Annotated in this window: 15 protein-coding genes, 1 rRNA gene and 2 pseudogenes; 10 read left to right on the top strand and 8 right to left on the bottom strand. The window is 62.5% G+C overall.

All coding sequences use genetic code 11. From position 1 onward, the window contains the following. The first annotated feature begins 49 nt into the window (after nucleotides 1-49). The 4 genes and pseudogenes from D9X30_RS08705 to D9X30_RS08690 all read left to right on the top strand — a co-directional run. A complete protein-coding gene (locus D9X30_RS08705; RefSeq protein ID WP_228771064.1) occupies nucleotides 50-1,030 on the top strand; it encodes a taurine ABC transporter substrate-binding protein in 981 nt (326 codons plus the stop codon). Nucleotides 1,031-1,032: 2 nt separating this feature from the next. Further along, the gene (locus D9X30_RS08700; protein WP_249640918.1) at nucleotides 1,033-1,809 is read left to right on the top strand and encodes an ABC transporter permease; all 777 of its coding nucleotides are present in this window, start codon (nucleotides 1,033-1,035) and stop codon (nucleotides 1,807-1,809) included. A 1-nt stretch (nucleotide 1,810) separates the two neighbouring features. Further along, nucleotides 1,811-2,599: an ABC transporter ATP-binding protein gene (locus tag D9X30_RS08695; RefSeq protein WP_153949634.1), complete on the top strand. Its 789-nt coding sequence runs from the start codon at nucleotides 1,811-1,813 to the stop codon at nucleotides 2,597-2,599. A gap of 9 nt (nucleotides 2,600-2,608) precedes the next feature. Next, a pseudogene (locus D9X30_RS08690) lies at nucleotides 2,609-2,731 on the top strand (type II toxin-antitoxin system YoeB family toxin); the annotation flags it as partial. A 75-nt stretch (nucleotides 2,732-2,806) separates the two neighbouring features. Here D9X30_RS08690 and D9X30_RS08685 read toward each other — a convergent pair. Next, nucleotides 2,807-3,064 (bottom strand): hypothetical protein, encoded by a 258-nt coding sequence (locus D9X30_RS08685; protein ID WP_153949632.1) that lies wholly within the window; start codon nucleotides 3,062-3,064, stop codon nucleotides 2,807-2,809. 442 nt (nucleotides 3,065-3,506) lie between these two features. Here D9X30_RS08685 and D9X30_RS08680 point away from each other — a divergent pair, with 442 nt between their 5' ends. The 4 genes from D9X30_RS08680 to D9X30_RS08665 all read left to right on the top strand — a co-directional run bounded on the left by D9X30_RS08680 (nucleotide 3,507) and on the right by D9X30_RS08665 (nucleotide 8,605). Further along, nucleotides 3,507-4,967 (top strand): PQQ-dependent sugar dehydrogenase, encoded by a 1,461-nt coding sequence (locus D9X30_RS08680; RefSeq protein WP_153949631.1) that lies wholly within the window; start codon nucleotides 3,507-3,509, stop codon nucleotides 4,965-4,967. Nucleotides 4,968-5,172: 205 nt separating this feature from the next. Continuing rightward, on the top strand, nucleotides 5,173-5,730 hold the full coding sequence (locus tag D9X30_RS08675) for a fumarate hydratase (RefSeq protein ID WP_153949630.1): 558 nt from the start codon (nucleotides 5,173-5,175) through the stop codon (nucleotides 5,728-5,730). Between the two features lie 373 nt (nucleotides 5,731-6,103). After that, nucleotides 6,104-7,396, top strand: a complete 1,293-nt coding sequence (locus D9X30_RS08670; RefSeq protein ID WP_153949629.1) for a phospholipase D-like domain-containing protein — start codon at nucleotides 6,104-6,106, stop codon at nucleotides 7,394-7,396. 132 nt (nucleotides 7,397-7,528) lie between these two features. Then, entirely contained in the window at nucleotides 7,529-8,605 is a 1,077-nt protein-coding gene (locus tag D9X30_RS08665; protein WP_153949628.1) for an AraC family transcriptional regulator, read from the top strand. Here the strand turns inward: D9X30_RS08665 and D9X30_RS08660 are convergent. The 4 genes and pseudogenes from D9X30_RS08660 to D9X30_RS08645 all read right to left on the bottom strand — a co-directional run bounded on the left by D9X30_RS08660 (nucleotide 8,592) and on the right by D9X30_RS08645 (nucleotide 12,600). Then, nucleotides 8,592-9,559, bottom strand: a pseudogene (locus D9X30_RS08660) (quinone oxidoreductase family protein). The gene D9X30_RS08665 and the pseudogene D9X30_RS08660 sit on opposite strands and share 14 nt — an antisense overlap. Before the next feature lie 16 nt (nucleotides 9,560-9,575). After that, entirely contained in the window at nucleotides 9,576-10,571 is a 996-nt protein-coding gene (locus tag D9X30_RS08655; RefSeq protein WP_153949702.1) for a tripartite tricarboxylate transporter substrate binding protein, read from the bottom strand. Between the two features lie 57 nt (nucleotides 10,572-10,628). Further along, a complete protein-coding gene (locus D9X30_RS08650) occupies nucleotides 10,629-11,687 on the bottom strand; it encodes a beta-keto acid cleavage family enzyme (RefSeq protein WP_153949627.1) in 1,059 nt (352 codons plus the stop codon). A gap of 67 nt (nucleotides 11,688-11,754) precedes the next feature. Further along, entirely contained in the window at nucleotides 11,755-12,600 is an 846-nt protein-coding gene (locus D9X30_RS08645; protein ID WP_153949626.1) for a TauD/TfdA dioxygenase family protein, read from the bottom strand. Between the two features lie 596 nt (nucleotides 12,601-13,196). Between D9X30_RS08645 and rpoD the strand changes: the two genes are divergently transcribed. Then, nucleotides 13,197-15,056: an RNA polymerase sigma factor RpoD gene (gene rpoD / locus D9X30_RS08640; RefSeq protein WP_228771070.1), complete on the top strand. Its 1,860-nt coding sequence runs from the start codon at nucleotides 13,197-13,199 to the stop codon at nucleotides 15,054-15,056. A gap of 144 nt (nucleotides 15,057-15,200) precedes the next feature. Next, nucleotides 15,201-15,605 (top strand): hypothetical protein, encoded by a 405-nt coding sequence (locus tag D9X30_RS08635; RefSeq protein ID WP_153949624.1) that lies wholly within the window; start codon nucleotides 15,201-15,203, stop codon nucleotides 15,603-15,605. Nucleotides 15,606-15,623: 18 nt separating this feature from the next. Here D9X30_RS08635 and D9X30_RS08630 read toward each other — a convergent pair whose 3' ends face one another. The 3 genes from D9X30_RS08630 to rrf all read right to left on the bottom strand — a co-directional run bounded on the left by D9X30_RS08630 (nucleotide 15,624) and on the right by rrf (nucleotide 16,838). Then, nucleotides 15,624-16,094: an RES family NAD+ phosphorylase gene (locus D9X30_RS08630; protein WP_153949700.1), complete on the bottom strand. Its 471-nt coding sequence runs from the start codon at nucleotides 16,092-16,094 to the stop codon at nucleotides 15,624-15,626. Beyond that, nucleotides 16,091-16,546, bottom strand: coding sequence for an Xre family toxin-antitoxin system antitoxin (locus tag D9X30_RS08625; RefSeq protein ID WP_153949623.1), 456 nt, complete (start codon nucleotides 16,544-16,546; stop codon nucleotides 16,091-16,093). The genes D9X30_RS08630 and D9X30_RS08625 overlap by 4 nt, the downstream gene beginning before the upstream one ends. Before the next feature lie 178 nt (nucleotides 16,547-16,724). Next, a 5S ribosomal RNA gene (gene rrf / locus D9X30_RS08620) occupies nucleotides 16,725-16,838 on the bottom strand. Nucleotides 16,839-16,960: the final 122 nt, after the last annotated feature.

Here is a 16,960-nt window from a genome sequence, read left to right as displayed (position 1 = left end):
GATGCACAAATCCCTACAAATACTCCTGTTTTCGGGTCTGGCCCTGGCCATGTCCATTGGCAACGCGGCAGAGCCTCTGCCAAAGGAAGTGCGCATCGCCTACAGTGGCGGCGCGCAGCTTATCGTCAACGCCAAGGTCGATGGGTCGCTGGAAAAAGCGTTGGGGGCGCCGGTCAAGTGGGTGCAATTCGGTACGGGTGCCGATGTACTGAACCTGTTCGCGAGCAACAGCGTCGACATTGCCAACTTCGGGTCGAGTCCAACCGTCTCGGCCATCGTCCGCAAGCTACCGATCGAACTTGCCGGCATTTCTGCGGATATCGCCACGTATGAGCGCCTGGTAGGCCGCAAGGCCAAGAACATTCACGCGTTGCAGGACCTGGCTGGCCACACGGTGGGCTATCCGCCAAACTCCACGGCGCAATATGCGCTGGATACGGCTATTCAACTCAACAAGATCGATCGGTCGAAAATCCGGTTCGTGCCGCTCAAGCCGGATGAGCTGGTGGCCGCATGGCGACGCGGCGACATCGATGCCGGCTACGTATGGGCGCCGTTCAACTCCACGCTGGAAGCCAATGGCGGGCAGCCGGTGTTCTATACCAAGGACCTGAAGAAGGACGGCTACCTGATCTTCAACGGCATTTCAGTGAGCAAGGCGTTTGGCGAAAAGCACCCGGAGCTTGTGGCCAAGCTATTGCTGGTGCTGGAGCAGCAGGTAGCCAACTATCGCCGCAACCCAGACGCCGTGGCCGAAGCCATTGCCAAGGAACTGGGCGCCACGCCGGCGGCGGTGAAGGAATCGATCAACGGTAACAACTATCCATCCATCGAGGAGCAACTGAAGCCTCAGTGGCTCGGTGACGGCAGCAACACCGACCAGACAGTGCTGGCGGGCGCCGTGCGAAAGACGGCGGAATTCCTGGGCAGTATCGACCAGATTCGCCGCACCGATATTCCGGCGTCTTTCTCGGCGTCAATCAATCCCCGCTATCTGAAGCTGGCCGAACAACTGAAGGCGGCGAAGTAGTCGTGGCGTCGCGTCGTATGCGTCAGGGTGCGGTCAGCGCCCTGGCGGTGATTGCCGTGCTGGGACTCTGGCAGATTGCGGGTGGATCGGGCTGGGTCGATACGCTGTTCCTTCCACCGCCGAGCGAATTGCTCGGGACGCTGGCTGACCTGTGGCAACACGGGTATGGGCAGATCCCGCTGGCGCGCCATATTGGCATCAGTCTGGCACGCGCAATGTCGGCGTTTGTGATGGCTGTGATGATCGGTGTGCCGCTCGGCCTCGCGATGGGACTGCATAGCGGACTCAACGCAGCGCTGAATCCGTTTGTCCAGTTCCTGCGCCCGCTGCCCAAGATCGCACTGATTCCGCTGACGATCGTCTGGCTTGGCATCGACGAGGCCTCGAAGTTCTTCCTGATCTTCATCGCCACGTTTCTGAACGTACTGGTGGGGGCTGCCGCGGCCGTGCAAGGGGTGCCGCAGGGCTATATACGCGTGGCGCAAACACTGGGGCTGGGTCGCCGGCAGATTTTCTGGCGCGTGGTATTTCCGCATTGCGCGGCGGACCTGTTCACGACGATCCGGCTGTCGGTAGGCATCGGATGGACGGCGCTGGTGGCCGCGGAGCTGGTGGCTTCCACGTCCGGCGTGGGCTGGATGATCATCAATGCGGGGTCCTACCTGCGTACCGATGTCGTGATGATCGGCATCGTCATTCTCGGACTCATCGGATACGCCCTGGACGTAGCGCTGGTGGCGTTGCAACGGGCCATCGTTCCCTGGACGGGCAAGACTTGACATGGCAGACATTGCTCTCGAACGCGTGACGTTCGCTTTTGGTTCGTCTCGAGCCGCGCAGCTCCCGGTGTTGCAGGACGTGAGCCTGCAGGTGGAGCGCGGCGAATTCGTGGTTCTGCTGGGCCCGTCAGGCTGCGGAAAGTCGACGATTCTGAACCTGATGGCTGGTTTCGAGACGCCACAGCAGGGGCGAATCCTGAGCCAGGATCGGCTCGTGACCGGGCCGTCGCCCTCGCGTGGCATGGTGTTCCAGCAACCGCTGCTGTACCCGTGGCTTTCTGTCTTTGACAACGTAACGTTTGGGCCTCGCATGCAAGGGTTGCCCGAAGCGGACTGGCGCCCGCGTGCGACCGAATTGCTGCAGCAGATGGGGTTGCAGCGCCATCACGATGCAAATCCATGGGAACTTTCTGGCGGCATGAAGCAGCGCGTCGCGCTAGCGCGGGCGTGGATCATGCGCCCGGAAGTGTTATTGATGGATGAACCATTCGGGGCGCTGGACGCGCAGACACGGTCGCTGATGCAGGAACTGCTTTTGGAAACCTGGCGCCGCCTGCGCACCACCGTGGTCTTCGTCACGCACGATGTTGACGAGGCCATCCTGCTTGGTACTCGGATCGTGGTCATGTCGGCACGGCCCGGACGTATCCGGGAGCAAATCAATGTCCCCGTCGCGGCTGGACCCCGGGATGTCGAGGTATTGGCTTCAGATCCGGTATGCCGCAACATCAAGGCGCACGCGCTCCATCTCGTACGGGAGGAAGCGCGGCGCCATCTGGCAGTCCAGTAAATGTGATTTATGCGACATAATAAAGCTTATGTTAAATCACATGGCAAGACCCTCAAACGTATCAACCTGCTGCTGCAGGGCGTCCAGCGCAATCCCTTCGAGGGAATCGGCAAGCCCGAACCCCTCGTCGCAGCGTCGGATCGTGGCAGGGTCGCCATCTGCCGTGGGCACTCGGCAACGGCGTCGTCTGTCTGTGCCAGCCGAGCGCTAGATCAGCTCTCGGTAAAGCGCCGATAGCGAATCGCTGCCCCCAACGCCGTCGCGCCACATACGCGCGGCAAAGGCGTCTTCGAATTCCTCGCTGCCCTCCTCGAACATCTCATACACGCTGTCGTGTGACAGCCCTGCTTCGAGCACCTTTAGCGCCGCGGCGACTGCCTGTTGCGCGCGTTGCGGAAGCCGGGGCTGGAGCGATTTCAAGGCCTCGATCTCGGCGTGTACCTGTTCGTCTGTTTTCCTGGGCATGTCGATCTCCTTGAGTCGGCCTCGTCTATTTCATGGCTGGCGTTGCCCAACACAGACTACCACTTTCAAAGTGCCTCACTGCCGACACGGGCATTACGCTGCGGATGGTAGAAGGCGCGATCGCCGTTGTAAAAGTCACCGATCCGGCGCGCCTCGCCGTCTGATCGTCAGCGCCGTGACCGGCTACCGTTTCAATTAAGCGGACGACTTGCCCTGCTGATGGTGCCGTGTGCCAGAGACCGGTGGCGGTGCGTGCCACCGCTGGCCTACGGAGCATTGGCACAGTGGCATCCGGCCCAGGGTTGACGCAGCGGGCTCTCCTTATCTCTCCGGCCTGGCGCCTGGCAGGTTCCTTGCTCAATCCCATCGCCGCGAACGCGGCGAGGTTCGCCGGCAGGGTGGCTGGCGTAGCGTGCTGCCACAAGCATCCAGGGAGCAAGTCATGGCTGACCGATTTCAGTGGGTAGCGTCCATTCTTCTGGCCGGATGCCTGGTTGCCCTTTCGGCGTGCGGCGGCGACGGCTCGGGCAGCGGCAGTACAGACGGATCTGGCACGGGCGCCAGTCCAGGCGGTGGCACGGCGTCGCTCGCCCTGACAGTCTCAGGGTTGCCCTCGGGCACCGACGCCAACGTGTCGGTCACCGGGCCGGCGGACTTTAGACGGACAGTGAGCCGGGCCACTACCTTCGCGAACCTTGCCGCCGGCACCTACACGATCACGGCAGGCAATGTGTTGAATGGCAATGCCGTTTTCAAGCCGGCACAGCCCACGCAGTTGGTCACTGTCAGCGCAGACAAGGCCTCGTCAGTCAATGTGACATACACCGCTCCAGAAACGTTGCGCTTGTCCTTGGCCACGGTAGCGAACGGACTCGACGCCCCAATCTATCTGACAGCACCGGCAAACGATACGCGATTGTTTGTCGTCGAACGTGCCGGCCGGATCCGGGTGATTCGCAACGGCGTGCTGCTGGGCACGCCGTTTCTCGACATCTCGTCGATGACATCGACCGACGGCGAACGGGGGCTGCTCTCCATGGCCTTCGACCCCGGCTACGGATCCAATGGCCGGTTTTTTGTCTACTACACGGCAAGCGATGGTGCCATCACGGTGGCCCGCTATCAGGTGTCGACGACTAATGCCGATATCGCCGACACGAATGGGACCGTACTCCTCTCCATTCCGCATCCGGGCCAGTCAAATCACAATGGGGGACAGTTGTCCTTCGGACCCGATGGCATGTTGTACCTGGCCACCGGCGACGGAGGCGGCGCCAATGACCCCGCTGGCAATGCCCAGAACACAGGCTCTTTGCTGGGCAAGATGCTGCGCATCGACGTGAGTGGCGGCGGCTATCGTGTGCCCCCGGAAAATCCCTTTGCCTCCGGATCGGGTGGCCGCCCGGAAATCTGGGCGCGCGGTCTGCGTAACCCGTGGCGCTTTTCGTTTGACACGAGCGGATTGATCTATATCGCTGACGTCGGGCAGGATGCTCGGGAAGAAGTCAATATCGTCCCGGCTACGACACCCGGGCTGAACTTCGGCTGGGCGCGTACGGAAGGGTCGGTATGCGTGGGCGCTTCAACGTGCGACACGACCGGGCTGACGCCGCCCGCGTTCGAGTACGACCACGCCGACGGGCGGTGCGCCATCCTGGGCGGCTTTGTCTACGGTGGGAATGCCATCCCGGAGCTCAATGGCCGCTATTTTTACACGGATCTCTGCGCGGGCCGGTTGAAGAGCTTTGTGTATCGAGACGGCACCGTGAACGAATCGATTGACTGGTCTTTGCCGCTGCCTGGGACGGTGTACTCGTTCGGCAGGGATGCTGCGGGCGAGCTCTATGTGCTGGCGGAAACCAGTGCCGGCGGACAGGTATTGCGGGTGCAGCGTAGCCAATGACTGCGAGACGTTTAGCGAACGGCTTTCGCTCGGCTACCGCCCGGCACCCCTGCGCGCATCGCGTGGCGGTCTTCGCCGATCTGCCTGCTGATGTGAAAACCGTTGTTGTCTTGTGACGAGGAAATCTGTCGCGTGCATGGCCTCCGCAACTTTTCGCTGATACACTCCGCCCCCGTCGAAAACCAATTTTACGGAGTTTGCCAACATGGCCATCAAGAAAGTCGCAGCAACTGCAGTGAAACGCGTAACCAGGAAAGCTGTTGCAACGCCCGCGAAGAAGGCAAGCGTCATCGCCCGCGAAGTGAAGGCTGCCGAAAAGCAGCTGGCGAAGTTCCGCGCAGATCTGGCCAAGCAAGTTGCGGCTGGCAAGAAGGCCATCGTCCAGGCAGCCGCCGACCTGAAGAAGCTGAAGGAATCGGCTCGCGCCGCGATCGCAGCGGAAAAGGCCGCCGCCAAGGAAAAGCTTGCCGCCACGAAGGAAAAGGCTGCAGCCGCCAAGGCAAAGGCGAAGGCCAAGCCGGCGGTTAAGGGTTCGCCGGCAAAGAAGGCCGCAAAGCCGCAAGCTGTGAAGGCGCTCAAGACGGCAAAGGCGGCCAAGCCGGCCAAGGCAGTGAAGCCCGCTAAGGCAGTAAAGGCGCCCAAGGCCGCCGCACGCAAGCCCGCGGCGAAGCCGGTTGCGAAAGTCGTTCGTGCCAAGGCTGCCAGCGTGAAGTCGTCGGCAGAGCCCGCGCCGGCACAAGTTGCTACTCCTGCATCGGCCTAAGCGTGCGATGTCCTGCGCATTGCGCAGGGCAAAAGGTTAGCCCTTGCACGTCTCGCACGAGATGCGAGTCTGACCGAAACAGCCCGATCGGCTTTAAGTGGATCGGGCTGTTTTCTTTTGCTTGGCCGATCCCTGTGCGTACCGAAGCGGATCGAGGCAATGCGGGCGCCGACATGGAGGTTGAATACATCGCATGGCGGCTAATTGCATTTTTCAACCGTGACAGGACCGACCAATCACCGCGATCACGGCAGCGAGCGTTGCCCCGGTTGCGATACGCCCCTCGCCCCTTGTGTCAGACAGTATCCGGTGCCGGAGCGAGCCATGCCCCTCTAAGCTATTCGCAGAACACGAACAGAGGCCGGGAGGTGGTATGTCATTCATTCGCATCAGGCGTAGCACTGCCTGGGTCGCGGTTGTCGTCTGCCTGCTGACGGCGCTTGGCGCCGTCGTCGCCTATAACTTCATTGGCAGCGAGAAACGCATCGAGCACCGGCTTACCCGCGAATATTCCCTCGATGACCCGCGCTTTGCGCGCGAGCTCGGCGTACTCCTGGGGCCGCCTATTCTCGAAGGCAATCGTTACCGCGTTCTCATCAATGGCGACGAGATCTTCCCGTCGATGCTGGCTGCCATTCGCAGCGCCAAAGAGACCATTAACTTCGAGTCGTATATCTACTGGTCTGGCCCGATCGGCGAAGAATTTGCCCGCGCCCTGTCCGACCGTGCTGAGCAAGGCGTGGCGGTAAAGGTTCTGCTCGACTGGGTAGGCAGCTCGAAAATCGACCCGACTATCCTCGACCAGATGAAGCGGGCCGGGGTCCAGGTGGAGCGATATCACCCGATCCACTGGTATACGATCGGCAAGCTCAACAACCGTACCCATCGCAAGCTACTGATCGTAGATGGCATGGTCGGTTTTACTGGCGGGGTCGGCATTGCCCCCGAGTGGACCGGGCATGCCGAGGATCCGCAGCACTGGCGCGACACGCATTTCCGCGTCGAGGGACCGGTCGTCGGGCAAATGCAATCCGTCTTCCTGGACAACTGGATCAAGGTGACCGGGGACGTGCCACATGGGGAGCGGTACTTTCCGGCCCTGGCCCCTGTCGGTGACGGTCGCGCCCAGATGTTCAGCAGTTCGCCTACTGGCGGCAGTGAAAGCATGGCGCTCATGTATCTGCTCGCCATCACTGCGGCAAGCCACACCATCGACCTCTCCGCGGCGTATTTCGTACCCGATGACCTGACCCGCAAAGCCTTGCTCGCCGCCCTGGAACGCGGCGTCCGACTGAGAATCATTGTCCCGGGCGCGCACATCGATGCCGAGACCTCCCGGTCGGCGTCCCGCGGTATGTGGGGCCCGCTTCTGGCAGCCGGCGCGACCATCGCCGAGTACGGCCCCACCATGTATCACTGCAAGGTGCTCATCGTGGACGGATTGCTGGTGTCCGTGGGCTCGACAAACTTCGACAACCGCTCGTTCCGCCTCAATGACGAAGCGACCCTCAATATTCTGGACCGGGAGTTTGCCGCCCAGCAGACCAGGATTTTCGAAGACGATCTTGCCCGTTCGCGTCCGGTCTCATTGGCATCGTGGAATAGCCGCCCGTGGCGCGAGAAGCTGTCGGACCGCCTGACCGCATTGCTGAGATCCCAGCTATGACGACGACTCCGGGCGGCGGCCGCAGAGGCTTGTCTTCGTCCGGCCGCGTCCAGTCGATGGCCTGCACCGCGCGTGTGAGCCAGGCGGCGAGTTGATGCATACTCGTTTCCGTCCGACCGTGGAAGTCACGTCATGTCAAATGTAGGGCGGCTCGTCCGCAGCGCCACGCTCAACGGCTACATCGAGCTGGTGGAGTCGCTTGGCCAGGATCCGGTGGCCTTGCTGCGCGCGGCGGGCCTGTCGGCGCGGCTCCTGAAGAATCCCGAGACTCTCATTCCAAGCAGTGCCCTGCGTGAACTGCTGGAAGCCACCGTCAACGCCACCGGCAGGGAAGATTTTGCGCTGCAGATGGCCGCGCGCCGCACGTTCTCCAATCTCGGGCCGATCAGCCTGGTGTTGAAGGAAGCGCCCTCTCCACGGCAGGGGCTGGAAACGCTATGCCGTTACCTGAAACTGCTGAGCACGTCGCTCGTCACGCATGTGGAAGATGTCGGCCAGACGGTGATCATTCGGGAGGATTTGCTGCCAAGTCCCGGTTACTCGACCCGCCAGGCCATGGAATTGGCCGTCGGCATGATGTTTCGCATCCTGCGCGAGCTCATCGGTCCGCAGTGGCGTCCGCTGCAGGTCTGCTTTACCCATCGCCCCCCGGCCAGCCTGACTGCCCATCAGACGTTCTTTGGCCGCAAGCCAATGTTCAATCAGCCGTTCAACGGCCTGGTGTGCGCAAGCGCCGATCTGCAGAAGCCCCGCACGCCGGACCATTCCGGGGCCACACAACTTGCGCGAGACTACCTGGAAGCCGCCCTCAGGAACCGTGGCGAAGGGACGCGCGAATCTTGCCGGGAGCTCATCATGGCGCTGCTGCCCGGCGGGCGATGCACGGCACAGCAGGTCGCGCGCCATCTGCGGGTGGATCGTCGCACGCTGCATCGGTATCTGAGCGCCGATGGCCAGACGACGTTCTCCGGCCTGCTGGACGAGGTCCGTTCGGAACTGGTGATCCGGCATCTGGCCGAGAGCGACCAGCCAATTGGCGAAATCGCCAGCCTGCTGGGTTTTTCGAACCAAAGTAGCTTCAGCCATTGGTTTCGGGCGGAGTTTGGCTGCAGCGTCACGCAATGGCGGCGGCAGCAGCCCCCGGGGCAAGGATCTCCCATCGCCACAACTGGCCGCCGCCGCCCCCGGCCCGCCCTCAGTCGGCCGTAAGGACAACCTTTCCCATATGCTCGCTGCGTGCGAGATATGCATACGCGTCCGCGATGGCGTCCAGGGAGAACGTCCTGTCGATGGGCAGCCGGAGGCCCCCCGCGCGGAAATGCGACAGCAGATCCCGCGCGCACGCCTGGATGCAGGCAAGGCGTTCGGACTCCGAGCGTGTGCGAAACGTGGCACCCATCAGCTTGAGTCGATTCAGCCAAAGCCGGTTGATGTCAGTTCGCCCAAACTGGCCGCCGCCCAGCCGCGCAAGGTTCACCAGCCGTCCCTTCACGGCAAGGCAGCTGACGTTGTCTTCGAAAACCGTGCCGCCGATGGTGTCAATATGACATCCACACCCCGGCCGTCCGTAGCCGCCATGATGGCCTCGTGCTGGACTTCGCGCGACGCGTCGATTCCCACGTCGGCACCGAACGCCGCCAGGCGCTCCAGCTTGTGCGCGGACCGCGACGAGACGATGACGCGTCCCGCACCCAAGGCTTTCGCCGTCATCGTTGCCGCCATGCCGACGCCGCCCGACGCACCGTTGATCAACACGGTTTCGCCCGGTTTCAGTTCCCCATTACTCACCAGCGCATCGTGGGCCGTGATGAACACGTTGGGAAACGCCGCCGCATCGACCCATGACACGTCGTCGGGCACAGGCATTAGTGCGAACGGTGATGCCACCACGTACTGGGCATGGCAGCCCCGACCATGCCCCATCACCCTGTCGCCTGTCCGCCACCCCTCGACCTTGTCACCGACTTCCGCCACTTCGCCGGCAAACTCGACGCCGGCGGTCATCGGGTCACCCGTCCGATGCTCACGCAGATACTTGATCTCGCCCAGATTGATGCCCGACGCGCGAACGCGAATCAACACCTCCTGGCTGCCCGGAGTGGGCACGTCGATGTCCTCGATGACCAGCAGGCCACCTTCGGCACCCGGCCCTGCTGCTCTCATTGTCTGTGCTCCCGCATCATTGCGCCGTGAAATGCATGGCGCGAAGTAACTTGCCCTGGCGCTCATAGGACGCGCGAACATCCGCGGCCAATTCTTCCGGGGTGGCTGCCGTGCCGGCCTCCATGCCAAGATCCTGGATCCTGCGTCGCAGTTCGGGGGACTGCAGGGCCGTGTGTATCGCGTCGCGCATCTTCGCTGCGACGGCGGGCGGCACGCCGGACGCGGACCATAGCCCCATCCAGCCCACCTCATTGAGTTCGGGATAACCAAGTTCGGCGAACGTCGGCACGTTGGGGAGCGCCGATATCCGGTTCGGAAAGGCGACCGCGTAGGCGCGCAACTTTCCGGACTGGATAAACGGCAACGACGTGGCGGGACCATCGAACATCAGCGGCACCTGCCCGCCCATAACGTCCTGCAGCGCGGGGGGCGACCCCTTGTAGCTCACGGCACCGGTCTCAAGACCTGCGAGCTGGTTGAACTGCACGCCAATCGTCTGGCCACGCAGGCCGATGCCAAAGTTCGCATAGTCCAGTTTGCCCGGATTGGCCTTGATATGGCGGACCAGCTCCGCCAGGTTTTTCGCAGGCAGCGCCGGGTTGCCGACCAGTATCAGTCCCTGCCGCGTCAGCTGCGCGAGGGGCACGATGTCGCGAAACGGGTCGTAGGACACCTTGATGGCCAGCGGCACTTCCGACGCAATGCCCTTCTGGATCAGCAGGAAGGTGTAACCATCGCGCGGCGCCGACAGCATGGACTGCACCGCGATCGTGCCGGCAGCGCCCGACTTGTAGTCGACGATCACCGGTTGCCCGAGCGGGCGCTGCAAGGCGTGTGCGAGCAGGCGCGCGATGATGTCTGCGGTGCCGCCCGGTGGCGCGCCCACCAGAATCCGCACCGGCTTCGTTGGCCAGTCGGCCGCATGGATGGCAGTTTCGGCGGCGAGCAGCGCCGCACCAAGCGCGGCCGCCCGCCTGAGGGCGCGGCGCGCCCGGATGGTTCTGTGTTGCATGACGGTCTCCTGATCATCGGCTTCGTCTTCCAACTGCGTCCAGTCATTGCGTTCTAGTCATTGCGTTTTACGCAGGAAGCCCTGGCTACCCCCGTTACGGTTCGGCGCGAAGCCATTGGCTCGCAGGGACGCCTCGACGGAATCGTGGAACACACCGATCTGGCAGATCTCGCGCGCCTGCCTGGCGGTTGCGATCTCCCGGCCCATCTCGCGCGCAATGCGAACCAATTGCTCGATTTGACTGACGGTGCCTTGCTTGGCCGTACGCCGGAGGTTCCAGAGGACGTCCTCGGTGCCGCAGCGCACGTGGAGACCCATCGCAATACCCATCACGTTGACCGGCAGCACGTTTCGCACGTTGCTTTCGACCGTGACCACCGCGCCATCCGGCACGGCGCGCATGAAGTTCGCCAGGCTATAGATGCTGGGTGTGTCCATGCCGCCGCCAATGGCAACCCAGTTCAGGACGAGTGGGCCCTTGTAGAACCCCCGGCGCATCAGGCGCTCGACCGACTCGAAGCTGTTGATGTTGTAGCACTGGAACTGGCTCTGAATCCCGGCCGCTGTCAGACGCCGCACATGTTCCTCGACCCACCCTGGATTGGCGGGGACGGTCATATTCTTGTACGCATTGAACAGCGCCATGTCCTCGCGCGAGGTGCCGCGGAAGTCGGCATCCTCGGCATGGTCGGTGACGTTCATCTGCGCCGTGTTGACCGTCACTGTGACTTGATCTGGCCGGGGATCCAGGTCCGCCAGCATGTGGCGGGTATCATCGGACAGCCATTTGGCGGCCTGCCCTTCATCTTCGGGGGCGAACGAGATGGATCCCCCTACCTGGATGATCATGTCTGGCACCGCCTCGCGGACACCGGCGATCAGTTCGTTGAACTTGGACAGCCGCTTGCTACCCTTGCCGTCTAGTTCGCGCACGTGCAAGTGCAGCACCGTCGCGCCGGCGCGATAGCAATCCACGGCTTTCTGGATCTGTTCGTCCATGGTGAGCGGGATATCTTCGGGAAAGTCCGAAGGCAGCCAGCCCGGTGCGTAGGGTGCGGCGGTAATGATCAGAGGCGGCTGGTTCTCGGGAAACAGGTGACCGTCGAGAAAATGCATGTCGATGCTCCAGGTAATGGCTTCCGGGACGCCAGGATGCGTCAGGGCACTTGAGCGCGCCGTCGGTTCAATAAGGGATGTCGCCCACGATGCCGGCACGTTCCATCTTGCGCGGCGCAGGCCAGTAGTCGTTCAGTGCGTAGTGCTGCGTGCACCGGTTGTCCCAGACGGCGACATCGCCTTCTTGCCAGGACCAACGCACCTGGTACTCGGGAATGGTGGCGCGACTGATCAGGTAGTTGAGCAGCAAGGCGGCGCCCGGTGCCTTGTCGATGCCGTGACGCACATTGGCCGGCGTGCTGTAGTTGGTGAAATGCGTGGTGAAGCCCGCTCCAACGAACAGGATCTTCTCGCCCGTTTCGGGATGGGTGCGCACCACCGGATGTTCGACGGAAGGATGTTCTTCGACCAGCTTCGCCCGGGCCTCCGCGGTCATGACGGCACCGAAGCTGTGCTCGATGCTCGCCCTCGCGCGCAGGCCAATGATCTTCTGCCGGATGTCTTCGGAGAGTTCCTCGTAGGCCTTGACCATGTTGACCCAGATGGTATCGCCGCCAATCTCGGGACATTCGATGCAGCGCAGGACCGCACCCATGGCGGGATTTGGACGCCACAAACCATCACAGTGGTAATTGTTCTCGTAGCTGTGTGGGTTGTCGCTCCGGTAGATGCGCACGAGTCCCGGATGCTCCGGGTCGCTGCCCGCTACCGGGTGGTCTTCCAGCTGGCCGAAGCGTCCGGCGAACGCCACATGCTCGGCGCGTGTGATCGCCTGGCGGCGAAAGAACAGCACCTTGTGCGCAAGGAGCGCGCGCTTGATTGCCGCAAAAAGCGCCGGATCGCGCGACGCGTCGCCCAGATGTACGCCAGCAATCTCGGCGCCGATAGCCGGTGTGATTTGCCTGATCTTCATTGTCCTGTCTCCTGCAGTCCGCGAATCCGCGGGTGGGTTCACCGTGTTCTGTGCAACCAGTATCTGCAGCGCCCGGCGATCCGACTTGCCTGAGTGGGACATTCATTTGCTTTTTTGGGACAGCATGGAGTCTGCGTCTCCTGCGCGCCAAAAGTAGTTGGAGGCGACGACGCTATCCCGGTCGTGTGGTGTCGAAGTATCTGCGGGTAGCCCGCATCGTGCGCATTCGGCCGGCGCGACAACACCTCGGCACATATTGCACCGCAACACCGCGACCAGTATCATGCGCGATTCAAATTTTTTGCGCACACTGGTGGCTGCGGGAGGCATGCTAGTCTCGACAGTCCGGCTGCCGGTCTGCAATGCCCTCCACGATGGGTCAGCAGGCCCAACGCCAGTGTCATCGCCGCGGCAATCGTCGGCCATCAGCCCAGGAGCACGTATTGACTCATCCGGATCGCGACCTTGAACCGTCCAGCTTGAACCCGGCCGGTGCGAAGCCCTCCCGCCGCCGGCCCGCAGGCAAGAACCAGGCAACGGGCCCGCTGTCGGACAAGGCGTCCATCGCCCGACAGGACGCAGAGCGTCAGGGCCAGATGCGTGCGCTGATCGCGCTCGGCCGTGAACGCGGGTATCTCACGCATGCGGATATCAATGACCATCTGCCGGACAATGTGACGCCGGCGGCGATGGACACGATCGTCAGCACGTTCAGCGATATGGGCGTAGCCGTCTACGAACAGGCGCCGGATGCCGAGACGCTCCTGCTGAACGATGCCGCCACGACGACACCTGACGACCAGGCCGATGAGGAAGCGGAAGCGACACTCTCGACCGTCGATTCGGAATTTGGTCGCACCACGGATCCTGTTCGGCTGTATATGCGCGAGATGGGCGGCAGCGAATTGCTGACCCGCGCCGGCGAGATCGCCGTCGCCAAGCGCATCGAGAGCGGGCTGCAAGACATGATCCAGGCCATCGCCGCGTGTCCGTCGGTTGTCGCCATGATCCTGGCCGATGTGGACCGCATCATCGCCGGCGAACTGCGCATCGACGAACTGGTCGACGGCATCAGCGAACCCACGGAGGGCGACGCCACGGACGATGGCGACATCTCCGATGACGCCGCGGCCGTTGCCGACGACGCGGACACCGACGCCTCGGACGACGCCGACGAGGCGTCCGACGATGAAGACGAGGACGCGGGTGGCGGCGATTCTGAAAAAGCGAACGCTGCCCGTCTTGAACAGCTGACGACCGACAGCCTGGCCATTTTTGCACGCGTCCGTGCCCTGTTCGAACAGCTCCCCGAGGGCCCCGTCACAGGCGAGGCCCGCACCGCCGCCATTGCGCGCGTGCGCGAGGACATCCAGCGCGAACTGGCGCCGATCCGCTTCACGGCCAAAATGATCGACAGCCTGTGCGCCAGTGTGCACAACAAGGTGGCCGAGGTGCGGACCATCGAGCGCAGCATTCTGGATATTGCCGTGGAACGCTGCGGGATGCCGCGCGAAGCCTTTATCCAGTCCTTTCCGGGCAGCGAAACCGACCTGGAATGGACACACCGCGCCGCGGCGACGTCGCAACAGTTCGGCCCGGCGCTCGAACGGCATCTACCTGCCATTCAGGCCGGGCAGCAGAAACTGATCGACATCGAAGCCACGGTCGCGCTGCCGCTGCAGCAACTCAAGCAGATCAACCGCCAGATGAGCGCCGCAGAGCTGAAAATGCGCCAGGCCAAGCGGGAAATGATCGAAGCCAACCTGCGTCTCGTCATTTCCATCGCCAAGAAGTACGTGAACCGGGGGATGATGTTCCTGGACTTGATTCAGGAGGGCAACATCGGCCTGATGAAGGCGGTGGACAAGTTCGAATACCGGCGCGGCTGGAAATTCTCCACGTACGCCACGTGGTGGGTCCGTCAGGCCGTGACGCGGGCGCTCGCCGACCAGGCGCGTACGATTCGGGTACCGGTCCACATGATCGAATCCATCAACAAACTCAACCGCATCTCGCGCGAAATCCTGCAGCAGACCGGGAAGGAACCCGACCCGGCGGTCCTGGCGGAACGTATGGAGTTGTCCGAGGAAAAGGTACGCGGAATGCTCAAGATTGCGCGGCAGCCCATTTCACTTGAGACCCCCGTGGGTGAAGAGGGCGACACGACGCTCGGCGACATGATCGAGGACGACGCGGTGAGCTCACCGGCTGACGCCGCCATCATGGCCGGGCTGCGCGCACAGATCGACTCGGCGCTCAATGAGCTGTCGCCGCGCGAGGCGAAGGTGCTGCGGATGCGGTTTGGCCTCGACACGAGCATGGAGCACACGCTGGAAGAAGTCGGCAAGCAATTCGACGTGACCCGCGAGCGCATCCGTCAGATTGAAGCCAAGGCCATGCGCAAGCTCAAGCATCCCAGCCGGGCTGACAAGCTCAGGGCATTTCTCGACCGCTGAGCTAAGGCGGCGCCTCCGCCGTTGGGGCCCCGGGCACGGAACGTCCCGCACAAGCATCCAGGAGCCGGGCCCGAATTTCGGGCCCGCATTTTTTGGTACCATCCTGCCGCAAAACCAGCACGCATTACTCGGGCACGCGGCACTATGGACAAGAAAAACGGTTGGACGGTGAGATTTCTAACGCTTCCGGCGGCAACAGCCTGCTTGCTGTCGGTGGCCTGCGCAACAACAGCGCCGTCCCATACCGGTCCCAATACGGGTCGCCAACTATCGACCTACGATATGTCGACGGAATATGCGACCGAGTACTCGCCGGACGGGTTCACATTGCTGGTCTACCACCGATATCAGCAATTCACGATGCTACGCAGCACCGCGGCGGCCGAGTGCAAAGCGGTGGCTGGCAATGTGGCGACGAGCGTTGCCGAGCGTTGGAACCGGAAGCTCGCGCCCGTGGACGACAGTCGCGTGGAGCTGACCACCAGTCGAAATTGGCTGGGCAAGATCACCGCATGTTCCGCCAAAGTACCGGTTGTCTGGGATCGCTGAGCCGGACCCAGACCGACTTCAGGACCGCGGTTCCGACAGTAACGACAGAATGCGCGGATCATGTTCGACCCGCTGGGCTTCAACGATCCGCGCCTTGGTCACGTCCGGGTGAGCGGGATTGAAGAGATAGTTCGACGCGTAGGGCACGAGGACACTCGGCACCTTCAGGAGCAGACTGGATCGGACGGAGAGCCATTCGGTCCCGGCGTTTTTCGACCAACCCGCGTCTTCCTTCCAGTTATGTGGCAGGTCCGGGATGTTCGCCACCGCCACTGCGTCATCAATCTCGACTTTCAGGAGTTGATAGTTCGTGGGAAGGTCCTCGATCCGCGACACTTCTTGGTGAACCAGCACCTCGAGGAACGCTAGTGCCGGATGCTCGGCCAGGTACACAACGGGCTGACCTGGGAAATGCCAGCGCCCCCCCGCCCGCAATCCGCCAACGCCTTTGAGATCGGCATAGTTACTGATTCGCCAAAGGATCATCAGGCAAAGTACCCCTCGTCGATCTGCACCAATTGCTCCTCGACAAGATGGGCGCCCTGCTCCGTTCCGGCCAACGACAATGGCGCAACGCCGCCTAGCCGCTGCTGCGTGGACCGCAGCCACCGCAGACCACGCTCCATGTCACCAAAGGTGTTGGCGGCCTGAGCCAGGATCCGGGCGAGGCGAATGGCCTTGTCCGATTCTTCGACGGTAAGAGATTGGCCTTTTTCACGGCGATGACTGAGCGTCCGGCGGGGAATGATGAACGTGATCTCTTCCCACGACAGCCCGGCCTCCAGCAGACGCTCCAGGATGTCAACCGGGAGCCGATCGTTGGCCAAGGTGGCAAGGTCTGCCCCCGTGCGCACTTTTGTGCTAAGAAAAACACTTAATCGATCGAGATAACGCTCGTAAGGCGCTTGCGCGCCGGTGGGGCGGAAGGCGATGGTCTGCATGGCGGGCTCCGGCATTTGCCTCCATGATAGTGGCAAATTGCCAAATGGACAATTGCCTGGCATAGGCGGGCCGCGATATCTCCCCGGGCGACGCACGTTCCGGTACCGCTTTTGCGTTTTCGCCCGCGCAAAAGCAAAACCCCCAAGCTTTAAGGGCTTGGGGGTTCTGGGTATAAGAGCCTGGCGATGACCTACTTTCACACGGGTAGTCCGCACTATCATCGGCGCAAAGTCGTTTCACGGTCCTGTTCGGGATGGGAAGGGGTGGTTCCAACTCGCTATGGTCACCAGGCATGAGGGGTTGCCGCGCTGAGATGCATCAGCGCAGCGAATCTGGGGTGTAGTAAGGGGGTTGTGTTGTATGCCTGTGGCACACGCGGACTCGGGTCCCACCAGGTCAAACACACTGGTTAT

Source organism: Cupriavidus sp. U2, from assembly GCF_009663685.2.
Taxonomy (GTDB): Bacteria; Pseudomonadota; Gammaproteobacteria; order Burkholderiales; family Burkholderiaceae; genus Cupriavidus; species Cupriavidus necator_C.
This window is presented reverse-complemented; position numbering and strand designations above follow the sequence as displayed.